The sequence below is a fragment of the Paenibacillus sp. LBL genome, assembly GCF_029893715.1.
In the GTDB taxonomy this organism is placed as follows: domain Bacteria; phylum Bacillota; class Bacilli; order Paenibacillales; family Paenibacillaceae; genus Paenibacillus_AQ; species Paenibacillus_AQ glucanolyticus.
Window position 1 is genome coordinate 203,011 of the sequence record NZ_JARXYU010000006.1, and the last position, 17,539, is coordinate 220,549.

The 17,539-nt window shown below is 49.5% G+C and carries 16 protein-coding genes; 6 read left to right on the forward strand and 10 right to left on the reverse strand.

Annotated elements, in window-relative coordinates; all coding sequences use genetic code 11:
* Positions 1–49 precede the first annotated feature (49 nt).
* The 7 genes from M2277_RS15790 to M2277_RS15820 form a co-directional block, all read right to left on the reverse strand.
* Positions 50–1,048: a Gfo/Idh/MocA family protein gene (locus M2277_RS15790; protein ID WP_006208517.1), complete on the reverse strand. Its 999-nt coding sequence runs from the start codon at positions 1,046–1,048 to the stop codon at positions 50–52.
* Positions 1,049–1,095: 47 nt separating this feature from the next.
* Complete coding sequence (locus M2277_RS15795; protein ID WP_280755139.1) at positions 1,096–1,551, reverse strand: acyl-CoA thioesterase; 456 nt, start codon at positions 1,549–1,551, stop codon at positions 1,096–1,098.
* Between the two features lie 269 nt (positions 1,552–1,820).
* Entirely contained in the window at positions 1,821–2,816 is a 996-nt protein-coding gene (locus M2277_RS15800) for an ABC transporter permease (protein WP_006208514.1), read from the reverse strand.
* Complete coding sequence (locus tag M2277_RS15805) at positions 2,813–4,303, reverse strand: sugar ABC transporter ATP-binding protein (protein ID WP_280755196.1); 1,491 nt, start codon at positions 4,301–4,303, stop codon at positions 2,813–2,815. Before M2277_RS15805 ends, M2277_RS15800 begins: the two co-directional genes overlap by 4 nt.
* A gap of 144 nt (positions 4,304–4,447) precedes the next feature.
* Entirely contained in the window at positions 4,448–5,569 is a 1,122-nt protein-coding gene (locus tag M2277_RS15810) for a sugar ABC transporter substrate-binding protein (RefSeq protein ID WP_006208513.1), read from the reverse strand.
* 337 nt (positions 5,570–5,906) lie between these two features.
* Positions 5,907–6,542 (reverse strand): SGNH/GDSL hydrolase family protein, encoded by a 636-nt coding sequence (locus tag M2277_RS15815; protein ID WP_036641078.1) that lies wholly within the window; start codon positions 6,540–6,542, stop codon positions 5,907–5,909.
* A 585-nt stretch (positions 6,543–7,127) separates the two neighbouring features.
* Entirely contained in the window at positions 7,128–8,870 is a 1,743-nt protein-coding gene (locus tag M2277_RS15820) for an ABC transporter ATP-binding protein (protein ID WP_280755140.1), read from the reverse strand.
* A 147-nt stretch (positions 8,871–9,017) separates the two neighbouring features.
* Between M2277_RS15820 and M2277_RS15825 the strand changes: the two genes are divergently transcribed.
* From M2277_RS15825 to M2277_RS15835, 3 genes are all read left to right on the forward strand, one after another.
* Positions 9,018–10,460, forward strand: coding sequence for an ABC transporter permease (locus tag M2277_RS15825; RefSeq protein ID WP_006208510.1), 1,443 nt, complete (start codon positions 9,018–9,020; stop codon positions 10,458–10,460).
* Between the two features lie 13 nt (positions 10,461–10,473).
* The gene (locus tag M2277_RS15830; protein WP_280755141.1) at positions 10,474–11,982 is read left to right on the forward strand and encodes an ABC transporter permease; all 1,509 of its coding nucleotides are present in this window, start codon (positions 10,474–10,476) and stop codon (positions 11,980–11,982) included.
* Between the two features lie 80 nt (positions 11,983–12,062).
* A complete protein-coding gene (locus M2277_RS15835) occupies positions 12,063–13,883 on the forward strand; it encodes an ABC transporter substrate-binding protein (protein WP_036641075.1) in 1,821 nt (606 codons plus the stop codon).
* 430 nt (positions 13,884–14,313) lie between these two features.
* Here the strand turns inward: M2277_RS15835 and M2277_RS15840 are convergent, their stop codons facing one another.
* On the reverse strand, positions 14,314–14,505 hold the full coding sequence (locus M2277_RS15840) for a hypothetical protein (protein WP_280755142.1): 192 nt from the start codon (positions 14,503–14,505) through the stop codon (positions 14,314–14,316).
* A gap of 41 nt (positions 14,506–14,546) precedes the next feature.
* On the opposite strand from M2277_RS15840, the gene M2277_RS15845 reads away from it, so the two are divergent.
* On the forward strand, positions 14,547–14,771 hold the full coding sequence (locus tag M2277_RS15845) for a hypothetical protein (RefSeq protein WP_280755143.1): 225 nt from the start codon (positions 14,547–14,549) through the stop codon (positions 14,769–14,771).
* A gap of 106 nt (positions 14,772–14,877) precedes the next feature.
* Here M2277_RS15845 and M2277_RS15850 read toward each other — a convergent pair whose 3' ends face one another.
* Together M2277_RS15850 and M2277_RS15855 are read right to left on the reverse strand one after the other, a co-directional pair.
* A complete protein-coding gene (locus tag M2277_RS15850; protein ID WP_036641072.1) occupies positions 14,878–15,309 on the reverse strand; it encodes a VOC family protein in 432 nt (143 codons plus the stop codon).
* A gap of 92 nt (positions 15,310–15,401) precedes the next feature.
* Entirely contained in the window at positions 15,402–16,304 is a 903-nt protein-coding gene (locus tag M2277_RS15855) for a putative RNA methyltransferase (RefSeq protein ID WP_006208506.1), read from the reverse strand.
* 446 nt (positions 16,305–16,750) lie between these two features.
* Between M2277_RS15855 and M2277_RS15860 the strand changes: the two genes are divergently transcribed.
* Positions 16,751–17,260 (forward strand): DUF6773 family protein, encoded by a 510-nt coding sequence (locus M2277_RS15860; protein WP_228030064.1) that lies wholly within the window; start codon positions 16,751–16,753, stop codon positions 17,258–17,260.
* Between the two features lie 22 nt (positions 17,261–17,282).
* Positions 17,283–17,480 (forward strand): helix-turn-helix transcriptional regulator, encoded by a 198-nt coding sequence (locus M2277_RS15865; RefSeq protein WP_006208504.1) that lies wholly within the window; start codon positions 17,283–17,285, stop codon positions 17,478–17,480.
* Positions 17,481–17,539 lie beyond the last annotated feature (59 nt).

The window sequence follows — 17,539 nt, forward strand, 5'->3', positions numbered from 1 at the left end:
TGTCATGTGCGTCGTAGTCATAAACGTCATTTCGGGAGTATGACAAATATCATATACCTGCCCGGGAGTCCGCCGGGAACCTCAAGCCGATCTGACGTCTGGCTTCCTGCATGATTTCAGCGGTAATAAGAGAGTTGGCATGCGTATTAGTTGCACTTTCCCGTTCACCGCATTTTAATAAATCAATGAATTCCTGAGCTTCATAATACATGGATTCATGGGTTTGCAGTTGGGTTACGTTCTCAATCGTGCCGTCTCTATAGTGGATCTTCACATCATACGGCTGATTGATCTTATCGATGATCATTGTTCCATTCTCGCCCTGGATCTCGGCAGGAGCATAGGAATCACTGATCTTGGAATGCATGATGACGGCTTCCATTTCCGGATATGATAACAACAGACTCCCCTCCCCATCAACCCCGGTGGATAACATATAGCCTGAAGCTTTCACGGAGTCCGGTTTACCGAACAGGGTAACCAGAGGGTACAGGCAATAGATGCCCAGATCCATCAGTGAGCCGTTGGAATACTCGGGATTGAATGCATTGAGAACCGTGCCCTGCTTATAAGCATCATAACGGGAGGAATATTGGCAGTAGCTTGCGAAGTAACGCCGAATCGGGCCCAGCTTGTACAGGTTGTCCCTTACGATTTTGAAGTTCGGCATTAATGTCGACTTCAAGGCTTCCATAAGCAGCACGTTATTGTTCTTGGCAGCTTCAATCATCGCAGACACTTCAACCGCATTGGAGGCCATCGGCTTCTCACAGAGGACATGCTTCCCATGGTTCATGCATTGTACAGCCTGCTCTGCGTGATAGGCATTCGGACTCGCAATGTACACAGCGTCAATCTCATCATCCTGCAGCATCGTCTCGAGACAAGTGTATACTTTTGGATCTGCATACTTTGCCGCGAATACCTTGCCCTTCTCTTCCGCTCGAGAATACACGGCGGCAAGAATAAATTCCTCGGTCTCCAGAGCCGCTTGAATAAACCGCTCGGTAATCCAGTTTGTGCCGATGATGGCAAAACGGATGGTCATCCTTAATCCCTTCCCCTCTTATCTTCATAATTGATTTCGTTTCTCGTTTACACCCATCCTTCAAATGCAGCAATCTTCTCTCGTGCCGAATCCGGAATCGGCGTGCTCTTGCCTGTCGCCGTATAAATGAGCACAATGGTTCCGCGTCCGGCAGCCTTTAAGGCACCGTCCACCACAATCGCATACTGCACATCCATCGAGGAACGCCCGATCTCTGACACCCGGACATGAAGCTTGAGCGGGTCCTTCAAATACAGCTGTGCCAGATACTGACACTCCAGATCCGCAACAACCGATACGGTCTTGTCACTGAATAAATCCTCGGTTAATCCCAAATTCTCGAAATACTCAATGCGTCCCTGTTCAAAATACATGAAATAACTGACGTTATTCACATGACCCAGCATGTCGGTCTCGCAGTACCTTATCTTTATCGGAATTTCAAAGTGGAAAGTGTCCAGCCAAGTCTGAGGATCCGGTTGGATAAAGGTTGTTTTTTTCATGATGAGTCCCCTTTCTCTTTATAAGAGGCGAATGTATGTACAATTTAAAATCAGCCTTCTACAAGGATAATGAAAAAAAGTTACGTACGTCAACTAAATAGCCAAATCATGGATAACATACCGGATTTATAGGAAAAAGACCATCCACTCTGGCAGCAGGATCACTGGAGGGAAGGTCTTTAGAAAGTATACATGTGTATGTGATGTAAGTGAAGCCTCAACCTTGCTGTTCCAGCTTCCAAGCGCGGCGGTTGCCTACAATGGCTGTATCAATGCCTCTTCTTATAGTAAGTCAAGGCAAGCGCCAACGCCAAAACGGAGCCCTTCACGATATCCATTGCATAATAAGGAACGGACAGCATGATCAGGCCATTTTGCAAAATACCGATCAGCACCGCGCCCACAAAGGTCCCCAGTGCATTCGGTTTGCCCGCTCCAAACACCGAGTATCCGATGAAGGTCGCAGCGACTGCATCCATCAGATAAGGTCCGCCGGAATTGACCTCGGCTGTCATCACTCGGGCACCGAGTATGATCCCGCCGATCGCAGCGAACAGGGCCGAAACCAGGTACGCAGCCAGACGATATTTACTCACTGGAATTCCGGATAAAGCCGCCGCTTCGCGGTTGCCGCCGATCATGTACATATACCGCCCATGTTTGGTATAGGTCAGGAATAGGTGAACCACGATGACAACCAGCACCATAATAACAATGATCCAGGGAACTTGCCCGATCTTCTCGAACACCGCCGGAATTTTGCCGGTAGCAAAGTCCCCGCTGGGCAGAATCATATTCTGGGAGATCGTAGCGCCGCGGGTATACGTAAGAGCAACCCCTTGGAATATAAACATCGTCGCTAAGGTCATCAGCATATCATCGATCTTGAAGTTGATGACCAGGAAGGCATTGATCAGCCCTACAGCGAGACAGAACAGCAGTGTCAGGCCAATGCCGATGCCTATATTTTGCCCATGCCAGACGAACATGGATATGACCAGTGCATTCGCCAGGGAGGCCGTCGAGCCGACGGACAAGTCGAAGCCGCCTACGGCCAGCGAAACCGTCAAGCCCACGGCAATAATCGTAACAATCGAAATCGAACGGAGAATGTTAATGATATTGCTCGTATTCAAAAAGTTGTCGGCCACCGTGCCGAAGACGAGAATAAGCACAAATACCGTAATCAGTGTGCCGTATTTATATAGAAAATCAAATGCGAAGCTAGCCGCCGGCTTCTCCTTAACAGGTCTTGCTGTATTCATGTCAACCCGCCTCCTGTGCAATAAAGCAATATTTCCTCTTCATGGGATGACCGCGTCGTCAGCTCTTTGGTGATACTGCCGTCATACATCACATACACCCGATCAGTGATGCCAACGATTTCGGACAGCTCGCTTGAGGCGTACAGCACGCATTTCCCCCGCTTGGCAAGCTCGGCCACGAGATTGAATATATCCCGCTTCGCGCCAACGTCGACCCCCTTGGTCGGCTCATCAAAAATATACACATCCGCATCGACCAGCAGCCACTTGCCAATCGCCACCTTCTGCTGGTTGCCCCCGGACAGATTTCTCACCCGCGCCTTCTCGCTCGGGGTCTTGATCCCGAGACGCTCAATCATCTCTCGCGCCGCTTGCTTCTCCTTGCCAAAGCTCAGCCAGGACCCCCATTTGGAAAAATGGGACAGCACCGCGGCCGTTAAATTAACGGACACCGGCTCTTCAACGAACACGCCCTCGCGGCGGCGCTCCTCGGGCACCAGGGCAATGCCATGCCGCACAGCGTCATGCGGCGAGCCGATGCGAAGCTTGCTGCCGCCCAGCCTGATCTCGCCGGTCGAAGTATCGGATGCTCCGAATATTGCCCGGCACAGCTCCGTTTTCCCGGCGCCCACCAGTCCCGCCAGACCGACAATTTCCCCTTGGCGGATATGGAGATTCACGCCGTTGATTTTGCCGCTGTCCAGCATGTTGTTCACCTCAAACCAGGTGGGACCGATTTCTCGCTCGATGCGGGGGAATTGCTGGTCCATCTTGGCACCCAGCATGTATTCCACCACCTTCGGCTGGTCGATATTCGCGATGCGATCGCTTTTCACCAGCTGGCCATCCCGCATAATGGTAATCTCGTCGCAGATTTCATAAAGCTCCGGCAGCCGGTGTGATATGAAAATAATGCTGACTCCATCCTCCTTCAGCTTGCGCACCAGCTTGAATAGCTGCTCGGTTTCGCTGTGGCTGAGCGGAGCTGTCGGCTCGTCGAGCACCAGAATCCGGCACTGCTTGGAGACGGCTCTTGCGATCAGGACCATCTGCTTCTCAGCCAGCGTCAGCTCCGAAATCAGCTTTTTGCCGGAGACCCGTATATTCATGCGCGCCAGGATGGATTCGGCTTCCTGATAGAGTTCCTTCCAGCGGATCAGGTGCCTTCTTCCCATATCATGAACCGTCCGGTCCAGCATGATGTTCTCCCCGACGGTCAGGTTCGGAATGAGTGCCGTATCCACCTCTTGATACACGATCTGAATGCCGAGATCCTTCGCTTCCTTCGGCGAACGAATCTGTACCTCGCGTCCATCCAGCCAGATTTCTCCCTCGTAGTGGTTGTACGCTCCCGATAGGATCTTCATCAGAGTCGATTTCCCCGCTCCATTCGCACCGATCAACGCATGGGCAGTCCCTGCGGTCGTCTGAAAGTCAACATCGGTCAACGCCTTAACGCCTGGAAAAGAAATCGAGATGTGCTTCATTTGAAGTAAGGGGGCCTCAGTCGACAGAGTGGTCGAAGTGACGGCTGTTGTCTCCATAACGCTTCGCAAGTGTATTCTTCCCTTCAAATAGGATAGGGCGCCCTTATCGATAACCGACAAGAGCGCCTGTAGGAATAATGCTGTTTATTTGCCGTTGGCAGCTTTCAGTGCCTTCATCCAGTCCTCTTCGAACTCGGTGCTCGTTCCCCAGCTAGGGATGATATCAGCCAGGTTCACCATGTTGACCGCTTCGGTTGAACCCTCAAGGCCGGAACGCTCAATCAATACAGGCTCCAGGTTGTAGACAGCAGGTGTTTCCTCGCCAGCAATTTTCTTGGCAAGCAAACGGACATTGATTGCACCGATCATTTTCGGATCTACGGCAGCCGTAGCCACCCATGGGCTGTCCTTCTTCTGAATCAGCTCCAGGTCCGCATTGGACACGTCGATGCCGTAAATCTTAACCTCGGTACGTCCGGCTTCCTCCAGCGCTCTGGCCGCGCCGATCGCAAACGCATCCCACGTTGCAAAGATCGCGTCGAGCTCACCCTTCGGATATTTCGTCAGGATGGCGGATACCGCATTTTGCGTTTCCAGGGAAGTCTGGTCGCTCGCTACGCCGAAGCGCTCCACTTCCTTAATGCCCGGGTTGTTCTTCAACGTTTCCTGATAGACTGCATTACGGCGTACCATCGGCGGGAATCCATCCACCCACAGGTATGCAATGTTAGCATCCGGTCCTTGCTCTTCAACCAGCTTGTCCAGCGCAAGCTTCGCGAGCTGCTCATCGTCTTGCGAGGTCTGCGTAACCCCTGCAATGTCTCCGATCTCCGGCAGGGAGTCGAAGGTGACAACCGGAATCCCTTTATCCGTGATCTTCTTCACATCTTGAACCGATGCAGGATCGTCTCCATGCGATATAATAAATCCATCGTAATCACTGTCAATGGCCTGCGCGATGGCATCATGGAATTTGGCGGAGTCCCCGTTCGCCGAGAAGGTATCTACCTTAAAGCCGAGAGCCTCGCCTTCCTGCTTCGCACCAGCCAAAAATTGTGCCGTATGATCATCGCCCCCGATCTTGCGAACCACCATCAGCTTCACCGGATCCTTCTCGGCAATGCCTGCCGGCAGGTTCTCGACCTTGTCGGCCAGATTGCCTGCTCCCTTACCACTGCCGCTGCCTGATTCGGCACATCCGGTTAAGACAATCATAAACGCGAGCACCAGCGCCGTTAATTTCCTTACATGTTTACTGCCTTTCATGTTCTCTCTCCCCCTGTTTTCCGTAAAAAGGACTATTAATACAAGTAATCCTATAGGATTTAAACAAAGGCGTCAACTATTATTTTTTCGCTTTAATGCATTACACCATGCAGGCAAAAAAAATGAAAGTTATTTCTAACTCTCGGGCAGGCCTCCTTCGGGAAGCTTGCATTTTCTCAACGTCATTCCTTTGTTTATATATGTATCGGTAGCTGCAAGCCCGCATTTCAGAGCTGTATGTCATTCTTATGAAAAAAGAGAGCTGCGGGCTTCATGCCCGAGCTCTTTTTAGTGGACAAGCTGTTTAAGTGCATATTACACCTACAGGGTGTATGCCTTAATCCAAACGAACGCCCATCGTTTCGAGCCAAGCCTTCGCAATCAGGCCGTGCCCGGCAGGTGACGGATGCACGCCGTCCGGAGCCCAGAAGGCCGCTTCGCGTCGCACCGACGCTGCAGCGAACAAGCCGTCCAGCGGCACCAGCAGCGCACCGTATTCAACTGCCAATTCGCGCACCGCCGTAATTTTCGGATCCAGATCCTCGCGCCAAACTCTGCGATCCTCCGGATGCGGCAGCACAAACGGTTCTACGAGAACCAGCTTGGCGTCCAGCGCCTCTTTGGTGCGTTCGATCAATTTACGGTACCCGGACTTGAAATCCTCGGTGCTTGTCGGATCTCCGCTATCATACCGGCGCCAGGTGTCATTGATTCCGATATAGATGGATACCCAGTCGGGCCTCAGGTCCAGGCAATCCTCCTGCCATCTGCCATTCAGATCGACGACCCGGTTTCCGCTGATCCCTCTATTCAAAAAGGTTACATTCAACTCCGGAAATTTCATGCCAAACATCGAGTCGATCAATAGCGGATAACCGTTGCCCAAGCTGCCGGAGAAGTTCCGGTCACGTCCGCAATCCGTAATGCTGTCCCCTTGAAATAATACAACATCCCCTTGCTGCAAACGATTCATTGCATTTCCTCCTCATCCGTATGGTGCTATTGTACGTACAATTGGAAACTCGTTACGCTCATTTTCTCGTGAGAACGCTTCCTAGGATTACATATTTGCCATACAGGGCTCAATTCCTTTTAATGAATCATGCAAATCATCGATTTATGAGTGAATTTTTGGACTGCCCCGTTGAATCAGGAAGACGTCTATCGACGTACCTTCCTCAGAAGACAGACCGCATCTATATAAGTTGAACTAAAGATTCTCAGCCCGAGCATCACTACGAATACGGATTATTCTTCCGATCGCTGTTGCCCCCAGATTTCTATCAATCCATTAAAAATGGTTGAAATCCGGGTGCAGTATATGCTTCCGATGCGAGCTTTCCTTTGGAAAGCTTTCGGGCGACCGCTACCGCTTCTCCAGAATAATTCCGCCTTCTCCGTTGAGGTTCTTCTTTTCATTAGTTCAATCTATCTAGCGGAAGTTTTCAGCAAAAGTTTTTGTGCGAGATCAAGGCGGTAAACTTCTGAACTTCATACTCCCTTATTCAACAAAAAACCTGCCCCGACTCCGGTCGGGACAGGTTCTATTATTGTACGATCAGGCTCCGGTTGGCATGGCCACCCAGTGGCCTTTCGATACCTCCACCAGCTCCGAATGCTCCAGATTATACTTGTCCTCACCGGTGCGTTCATCCAGCAGCACCCGTTTCTTCTGGGACTCAATCTTCGGATCGGGAACCGGAATGGCCGCCAGCAGAGACTTTGTATAATCATGCTGCGGATTGGAGTACAGCTCCTCGCTTTCTGCGAACTCCACGATTTTGCCCATATACATAACAGCAACGCGGTCACTGATGTGCTTGACCATCGACAGGTCATGTGCAATAAACAGATACGTCAATCCAAGTCGGTGCTGTAGTTCCTCCAGCAGCTTTACGATCTGCGACTGGATCGATACATCGAGCGCGGAAAGCGGCTCATCACACACGATGAATTTCGGCTCTACCGCAAGCGCGCGCGCAATCCCGATCCGCTGGCGTTGACCGCCGGAGAATTCATGCGGATAGCGTGTGGCATAGGCCGGATCCAATCCGACCATATCGAGCAGCTCCTCGACCCGTTTCTTCCGCTCCTGCTTGCTGCCGGTCAGCTTGTGAACGTCCAGCGCTTCGCCGATGATGTCCACAACCTTCAATCTTGGGTTCAGTGAAGCATACGGATCCTGGAATATCATCTGCATATGGCGACGCATCGCCTTCATTTCCGAAGGAGAGAGACGATTAACGGACATGCCTTGATACAGCACTTCTCCCCCTGTCGGCTGATGAAGGCGAAGAATAGCTCGTCCTGTCGTCGATTTTCCACTGCCGGACTCTCCAACTACCCCGAGGGTCTCGCCGGCCTGAATGTGAAAGCTGATATCATTCACCGCTTTGAGGACATTGCCTTTGCCCATATCAAAATACTGCTTCAAGGATTTAACCTCCAAAAGAGGTCCCTTATAGTCCGTGCTCGGCACGATGATCGGCGCCGGCTTCGCTTTCTTCTTCTCGTCCAGACGCGGAAGCGCATTTAACAGCTTCAAGGTGTAGGGATGCTGCGGATTCTCGAAGATTTCCTCCGTCGTTCCCGTCTCTACTATAACGCCGTCCTTCATTACCGCCACGCGATCACACATGCCCGCTACGACGCCGAGGTCATGCGTGATCAATATAATGGAAGATCCGAACCTCTCCTGCATATCCTTCATCAGATTGAGGATCTGTGCCTGTATCGTCACATCAAGTGCCGTTGTAGGCTCATCGGCAATCAGCAGTGCAGGTCTGCACGCAAGCGCAATCGCGATCATGACCCGCTGGCGCATGCCGCCCGAGAATTCGTGCGGGTATTGATTGTAGCGCGCTTCGCTGTTCGGAATGCCAACCAGCTTCAGCATATCAAGCGCTTGCTTCTTCGCCTCGTGCTTGGACAGCTTCTGGTGTTTAACCAGGCTTTCCGATATTTGTTCGCCGATTCGGATAGTCGGATTAAGCGACGTCATCGGATCCTGAAATATCATCCCGATGTCCCGACCGCGAATACTCTCCATTTCCTTCTCTGTTTTCTCGGCCAGATTCTGGCCCAGGAACCGGATCTCTCCATCCTTCATATAAGAAGGAGGGGACGGCAGCAGCCGCATGATCGAGCGTGCCGTGACGCTTTTGCCGCTCCCGGATTCACCAACGATTCCGAGCGTTTCGCCTTTTTTCACCTCAAAGCTCACCCCGCGCACTGCGTGGAATTCTGAATCGCGGGATTGAAAGGCTACACTCAAATTTTTAACCTGCAATATCGGTTCCAACTCTGCTCACCTGCCATTATGCGTTTATGTTAAAAAGGTAATATCCTCTGCAACTCTTATAATCTATTGACTTTTAAAATAGGCTAAAATAAAATATACTATATCACTCGGAATAATGCAATTTGGAACAAGGAGGAAAGGCACCTTATGGGGGGGACAGAAGCAGCAAGACCAAACAGACTCATAAGTTCAATAAGCAGCACCTACAGTAAGATCCTTCTGAATCCTTCTTATAGATACTTACTATTATTATTGGGAGCGCCCGTGAATCTCGTGGTCTTCCTATTTTATTTGGTTCAGAGGAAGAAGGATGACTACGCTGCGGCTGAGAACCGCATACGCAGCGAGATGCTGGCTGCCGGATATTTGGAAGCACTACGCACCGAAATTATGGAGCAGCAGAAGCGCAAGCATGGCTTCTTCAAGCAAAAGGTCAATGAAGGGCAGCTTCGGCAGGAAGTTGACAAGATCGTTCAAGCCAGGTTCCAGGAAGTCCTCAAGGAAAGAACCGGCAAGGAACTGAAGCTGAACCAGCAGAAGCGTTTGACCATGGCCGATACATTTGGTTCTCTTATCGAGAATCCGTTGTTTTTCATTATATCACTAATTCCGGGCCTGCTGATGTACATCCTTATTTTTTTGTACAGCAATCCCTACCTGAAATATATTCTGGAGAGACTCGTCATGACGGTCTTCGTGATCTTCGGCGTGGCGGTGCTCGTCTTTACGATCCTCCACTTGTCGCCGTTCAACCCGGCAGCCAACATTTTGGGGGAGACGGCAACACCGGAGCAGATCGCAGCTTTTAACAAAATGCACGGTCTGGACCAAGGGTACCTGACGCAGCTGTGGAACAATATTAAGGGAATCGCCTATTTCGATCTTGGGAAATCCTTCTCTGGCAACGAAGAGATCACGTCAAGCATCGCCAGGAAGTTCCCGATCACGCTGACACTCACGGTTATCTCCCTGATCATTGCGATTGCGATCGCATTGCCAATCGGGATTATCTCGGCTACGAGACCGAATTCGTTTTTTGACTATACCTTTATGTTTGTGGCTCTGCTCGGACTGTCCATTCCGAACTTCTGGCAGGGATTGATCTTTATCCTGAATTTCTCGATCAAGCTGCAATGGCTGCCTGCCACCTTTAATCCGGAGAACTGGCTGTCCATGATTATGCCGGTCATCGTGCTCGGGACGGGACTCACCGCTTCGGTAGCCAGAATGACGCGGTCTTCGACGCTGGAAGTCATTAATGAAGATTATATGATCACAGCCAGGGCGAAGGGGCTCGGCAAGCGCACCATTCTAATGAAGCATGCTGTCCGCAACGCCATTATTCCTATCATTACCGTCATCGGACTTCAGTTCGGCGGGATGCTCGGCGGTTCAGCCGTAACGGAGAAGGTCTTTAACATCAGCGGTATCGGCAGTTACATTGTGGATAAACAGTTTATCCCCGATATCCCGGCCATTATGGGCGGCGTGGTTTACACAGCCATTACCATTTCACTGGTGAATGTCATTATTGATATCTTGTACGCGTTCTTTGATCCACGGATCAGGTCCAAGATGAAACAATACTAAAGCAGGTGTACTCATGATCAAGAAGCTTCTTTCTAAACAAGAAACCAAACACCAGCTGAAATCCTCACACGAGTACAGTCAAGCCAGCTTCACATGGGTTATATCTTTGACCTTAACGGTGATCCTGCTGCTGAACAGCTTTGATTTCACTGGGGGAACCATCAAACCGTGGGTGTTCACCGCCTTTGCAGTGTACGCACTCTTTACCATCATTCAGATGATCATTACGCTGCTGATCCGAAGAGATCTTCGAAGCCAGGGAGAAATCCGGCGCTCCACGAGGATTCTGGGTTACATCCAGCTGCTGAGCATCGTCACAGGAAACCTGTTTACCGTTACTTTCGGTTTCAATCTGATCAAGAAACAGAAGCCGCCTGAATATACGATTGCCGTCTATATGCTGTTAACCCAGCTGTTTGTCATCGCCGTATCGGCGCTGAATCTATTTAAGCCTTATGTCTCAAATACATTCCTGCCAGCGATGGCAACACTTCTGATCATGGCCATCATTCAGCTGGTCGCTCTTATAATGGTTGCCAGATATGTAAAAACGAACTACGCTCATCCCAGAATGACCTGGCTTGCCTTTCCGATCATTCTGACTGCGGTAACGGGCAATATATTTGCCCTGGTGCTCGGCATTAATCTGCTAGCCAAAATCCGCAAGAACGGCAACCCTGCGATGACCCGCTGGGGCGACGTATGGGTGAAGCTTACAGCTAACCAGACGGCCATGTCTGGACTGTTCTTTGTTGTCTTCCTGTTCTGTCTATCGGTAAGCAGCCTGTTCACCTTCGATTACAGCATTGCGATTGATAACAACTACAGTGCCATTCTGCAGCCGCCAAGCCTTGCTTATCCATTCGGTACGGACAACTTCGGCCGGGATTTGTTCTCCCGCATCGTATTCGGAGCCCGGATTTCGCTGATTGTCGGATTTGCCTCGACGGCGATCCCCGTTATCATCGGCGGCGTTCTGGGTGCCATCTCCGGCTATTATGGCCGTCATACCGATAACATTATCATGCGATTGCTGGATGTGCTGTACGCAATACCGGGCATCCTGCTTGCCATTGCGATCATTGCTGCATTCGGAGCCAACACCGTCAATCTCATTCTGGCACTCAGCGTAGGCGCTATACCGACATATGCAAGAACAATGAGGGCGAATGTGCTCCTTGTCTCCACCTTTGAATATGTTGATGCAGCCAGAGCCTTCGGCTCCAGCAATTTTTCGATTATATTCAAGCATATCGTTCCTAACTCGCTCGCTCCCATGATTGTCAAATCCACATTGACTATCGGTGCAGCCGTCATCTCGACGAGCAGCTTGAGTTATCTGGGTCTCGGCGTTGAGCCGCACATTCCGGAATGGGGGAATATCCTCAAGATCGGAAGCACGTACCTTGAGACGCATTCCTACCTGGCCATTTATCCGGGCCTTGCCATCATTGCACTGGTGCTGTCCTTCAACTTCCTTGGGGACGGACTGCGGGATGCGCTTGATCCTAAGCTGGATTAAACCTCCAGCAAGTAAAGCACACTAACTTTGGTTTCAATAATATTTTATATATATTTTTACAACTCAGGAGGGTATCCACAATGAAAAAGAGTTCCTTGCTGTTACTGGTCCTCTCGCTAGTCATCGTACTGGCCGGATGCAACGTAACAACCAAAGATGATGCACAGCAAAATCAGCAAGAACCATCCGATACAGCAGCAGATACATCCGCTGTGAATATTGAACTTCTTGGCATGAGCTCCGGCGAATCGGATATCAACATCATTCGCGACCAGCTTACAAAGAACGGCTTCAACGTGAAGCTGAATCTGCAGCCGGACTACGGCAGCTACAAAGCTCAACAGGATGCCGGTAATTATGATGTCGCACTGTCCAGCTGGACGACCGTGACAGGCAACCCTGACTATGCTGTTCGTTCCCTGTTCAAAACCGGCGGCGACTACAGCATTATGTCCGACGAAGAAGTGGACAAGCTGATCGACCAAGCAGCAACACAAACGCCTGAAGACGCTGCTGAGACCTACAAACAACTGGAACAACGTCTTGTTACAGACAAAGCTTACATCGCTCCGCTGTACATTTCCCTGAAGAGCCAAGCGTTCAACAAGGATGTGCTGGACGAAAACTCTGTCCGTCTCTCGAAATCCCGCTCCCTTCCTTGGGAAGCTGTTGATTTCAAAGATCAATCCAAGCGCGCTTCGCAGCCGCTGATTCTGTCCCAATCGATCTCGGAACTGACTTCGCTTGATCCGATCAAGGGTAATGACGGTTCCATCAACATTATCAATACCAATATGAACGTTCGTCTGATCAACCTTACCGATGATGACAAGATCACGTCCGAAGGTTCGCTGTCTTACAACCATGCCATCGGTGAAGGCAATTCGGAGTACTACTTCATTCTTAGAGATGACATTAACTTTGCCAAAATCACGAACAAAAAAGCCGAAGATTCCGGCGAACGCGTAGGCGCAGACGACGTTATCTTCTCCATGAACAGAGCCAAAGACAAAAATTCAGTCCCTGATCATCGTACCTACACGCTTCACGAGCACATCAACACCGTTGAAGCTGTAACGGATATGAGCGTTCTTGAGAACACGAAAGTATCCGGAAGCGGCGACAGTGTTAAGAATGCTCTTGAAGCAGGCTTGGATACCAAAATCACTTCCCTGGTCAATGACAAGAACCAAGCAAGCACGAAAGACGGTAAATACCAGGTTATCAAATTGACTACTACAGAGCCGTTCCCGCAAGTACTGAACTACCTGGCTCACCAATCTGCGGGGATCGTATCGAAGAAACAAGTCGAATCGATCAACACATATGACGTTGAGAAGTTCGATGTGAACAAAGACATCCCATATGGTGACCAGAACACGGTAACCGAAGGCGACAAGTACAACAATACGCTGTATGCAAGCGGTCCTTACATCTTGTCTTCCAAAACGGATTATGAAGCGACCTTCTTCAAAAACCCTGGTTACATGAAGGGTACAGAGCACGAGCCGAAAATCGAGCAAGTGAAAATGCGCTTCATCAAGGATGCGGACAGCACACTCTCCGCTCTGCGCAGCGGCGAAATTCACCTGTACTACGGCGTGCCTGAAACAAAATACGATGTGGTTAAAGGCGACAGCAAGCTGAAACTGCAAACCATTGAGAGCAACGCGGTATCCTACTTGCTGTTCAACACGAAGAACCGTGATGTGGCAACAAGCGATGATCTGAGAAGAGCGGTGCTCTACTCGATCAACCAGGATGAGATTTTGACTTACTACAACAACAACAAAATCAAAGCCTACTCCACCGTCAGCCCGATTGTCAAAACCGGCAACGAACTGGTAGCCGACCCGGCGAAGGTGAAGGAATTCTTGAGCGCATATAAAGCGAGCAAGTAAAAAAGAGGACGACATTAGCGAAAAGCTGATGTCGTTTTTTTTAATGCGAGGTTATATGCGCCCCTTAACTTCTGATTCCCTTAGCATCGCTATATTCGTGGGTAGATCTTTGCATCGCTCCGTCTGTTTTTTGTATCGCTCCGCATGCGGATGATTCTTCCGATCTCTGTTGCCCCCAGATTTCTATGAATGAATGGGCTGATGTAGAAATCCGGGTGCGGTTTACGCTTACGATGCAGCTTTCTTTCAGAAAGCTTTCAGGAGACCGCTGTCGCTTCTCCAGAATCATTCCGCCTTCTCCGCTGGAGCAATCCTTTTAGGTAGTGCGCCACGGCTCTCTTTTTTGCACCTTTGACAAACTACGAAAGTCGCGTGATTATCTATGATGCGCAGCTAATGTCGTCCCTTTTTTATATACGCTTGATATCGTCTACAAGCTCGGGCAAGCCTTCAAGGAAATAGTGATCGTCACCCTCGTATGCCGGGTGACGGGCTGGGAAAGCTGCTTCGCGTAGTGCTGAGCGTGCGTAAACACCACGGGATCGTGGCGGGAGTGGTACAGGTATAAGCTGGATATGCGAGGCAGCAGAGTGGCAAAAGAATCCGGCCTGGATTGATCCATTTTTGATCTGCGTCATGGGCCGTTATAGAATCTTTTACCTAATGTCCAGCGATAAAACGCAGCGCAGCATGCTGATCGAACTCCTTAATCTGTATGGCTTTCAGGCGGATTCCTCCTTCCTCGCGAAAGTGGACTCTGCCGAGAAGAACAAGAAGGTTATCGAGCTTAAGATAAGCGGCAAGACACTAGTCATCGACCCGCTCGTAGCAAGTCCTACCGGACATGTCCAAATCTATTACAAGTGGTGGGATGGGACCCGGGCATAACCACAACGGGAATATCATAATGGTGGTCACTCCACTGGAGTGAGAAGAATCCCTAACGGTTTTCCGTTAGGGATTCTTGCATTGTTTCCTTTTGGACGCTCAGCTTCTAGCCTTTTACTTCTACTTCCGTTGAGATATTCCAGTTAATGCCGTATTTGTCCGCAACAATGCCATAGGCCGGGCTCCAGAAGGTCTCCTGAAGAGGCATGACAACCTGTCCGCCCTCCCGGAGTGCTTCATATACTCGTGTCGCCTGTTCCGCTGCATCCGTCATAATGCAGATCTGAACCTGATTGCTGGATTGAACCGGTTGTCCAGGAAACGTATCTGATAACATCAGGATCGTATCCCCAACCTGAAGCGTAGCGTGAGATACGCGATCCCGTGCATTCTCCGGCAGCGGAAAGTCCGGGTTAGCCGGCATTTCACCAAAGGTTTGAAGCATAATTACATGGGCATCCAAAGCCTTCTCATAGAATTGAACGGCTTCCTTAGCATTCCCGTCCATATAGAGATACGGATTCATTCGAAGTGTCATACGACTAGTCAACTCCTTTTTCTTATAATAGGCATCTACTCACATTATCTCCCAAAGGAGCACAATAGCAAAACATAAATTCCCGAATCAAACTACCAGAACCTCTGGTTCTTCTTCCAGCCATAGAGAACAGTCAAATCCACGGTTATCCCCATCTCTTCATCCAGCGTCTGCCCAATGACTTCCGGGGAACCCCCCCAGGATAACGGCGTCATGTGGATCAAGTGTCTCATCTGCCCGGAATCCAAATCGACGCGATACTGAATCCGCTCGGAATCCATCCGGTCAAAGTGACGGCCAAACAGCTTCATCGTGCTGTCATTGGAGTAACTCGCTCTGCTCGTCTGTCTGTAGAACATCTCTCGCAGCTCCTGCAAATAACCGCTTCCCGGAATCACCTTCACTACCATTCCATCATCTGCAAGCATTCGACCGAACTCGGCGTAGTTGGAGGGAGACAATATATTTATAATAAAATCGAACTGCTTGTCCGCGAACGGGCTATTCGCCAGATCTGCCGTACACCAGATATGTCCGGGTGCATTTCTTGCGGCCATCATGATGCCTTCTTTGGCAATATCCACGCCAACGCCAAGCACGTGTTGCTCCAGCTGCCGCTTCCCAAGTTTGTTCGTTATACCAGTTAGATGGGAACCCTCTCCACAGCCTGCATCCAGTATCTTCAGCTCCATTCCTTCTGATTTCTCTGCTTGAAGGATCCGATCCGTAATCCGCTCCATCATCGGGTCAAAAAAACCGCTGTTGTTTATCCGTTTTCGGGATTCGAACAGGGCCTTATCATATTTTGTTGTGACTGCATGGGAAAGCAAGTTCACATGCCCTTGCTTGGATATATCATAACAATGGCCCTTCTCGCACACTACACTTGCCAATCGTTCAACTTTCATGGAACAGCCGCAGATCGGGCATTTGAACATCTGCTCATGAATCGACAGCAGCTTCGCTTTTTGCAACAACTTTTCATTTTTGGACACAGCCCAATCATCCTTTCCATTCGTTATGACGAAATGAAAAAGGCACAGATAAATAAACTCTAGCCATCACTCTTTTTAAAAATGGCCGAGCTTATACGATCTGTACCTCACATTAACGTAAACGAATGTAATGGATCATGGTATCGAACACGCTCCTATCCTCTATTTTGCGTGGGTGATATGCGCCCAATAACCATTTTAACATGAGGACAAAGGATGTAAACCCGCTGCTCACTGTTCCTCTACATAGCAAAATATATCAAGAAAAAGGCCAGCCGCTACGGTAACATGCATGGATAAGATATACTTCGTTTTTTTGTTCATGTTAATTATTTTAATCATAATGACATATATATATTGCAAAATGACGTAAATACCATTACAATTCAGGTATTCAGGAAATTTCAGGTGCTTACTCTTTAGAGAGACGGAAGGGATTGATGGATATGAAATGGTTTAAGAGAAACGCTGTTGAGGATGAGCGCATCGTCAATATGAAGAACAAATTATACAAAGAGGTATACACCTTGATCATGGTCATCTGCAGTATTTCTGTCATTATCAAGTCTTTTATGCTGACCACAACGGAATCCGTTCTGCTGGAAATGTTGATCATTATTGGAGGAAGCTTATATTTCGGCATCCGAAGCGTGACGCTGGGAATCTACTCCGATGAGGTAGAGATTCACGACCAGAAGAGCAAGGTTTCGTTCAGTAAGCGTACTGCGATCTCGGGTCTTGTTATCGGTGTCGTACTCGCTCTTTTTTTCGGTATCCGAAGTGCGGTCTTGTACGGGAATGGCAACAGTTTAACCGAATGGAAGTATTTCTTCATCGTTTTCCTTGTTTCGCTGATCATCTATCTCCCGCTCTTTGTTGTCATGAATTCTGCGATCCACTACGGTGCCAACAAGGTCAGCCGAAGAATGTCACAGAACGATGAGTTTGATTCGTAGAAAGGTATCAAGGTGAATTGGCATGAAAAATATCAAACTGAAAATGGCAAGGGTCGAAAAGGATCTTTCACAGGAAGAATTAGCCCAGATTGTCGGCGTCTCGAGACAGACCATCGGATTGATCGAGCTTGGCAAATATAATCCTTCCCTCAGCTTGTGCGTGGCCATTTGCAAGGCTCTCTCGCGTACTCTCAATGATCTGTTCTGGGATGAAGACTAGACTGGCAAGGCGTTTATTTGGGACCAACAGACCGTATTCGTGACCATGTTAAGGAGGGG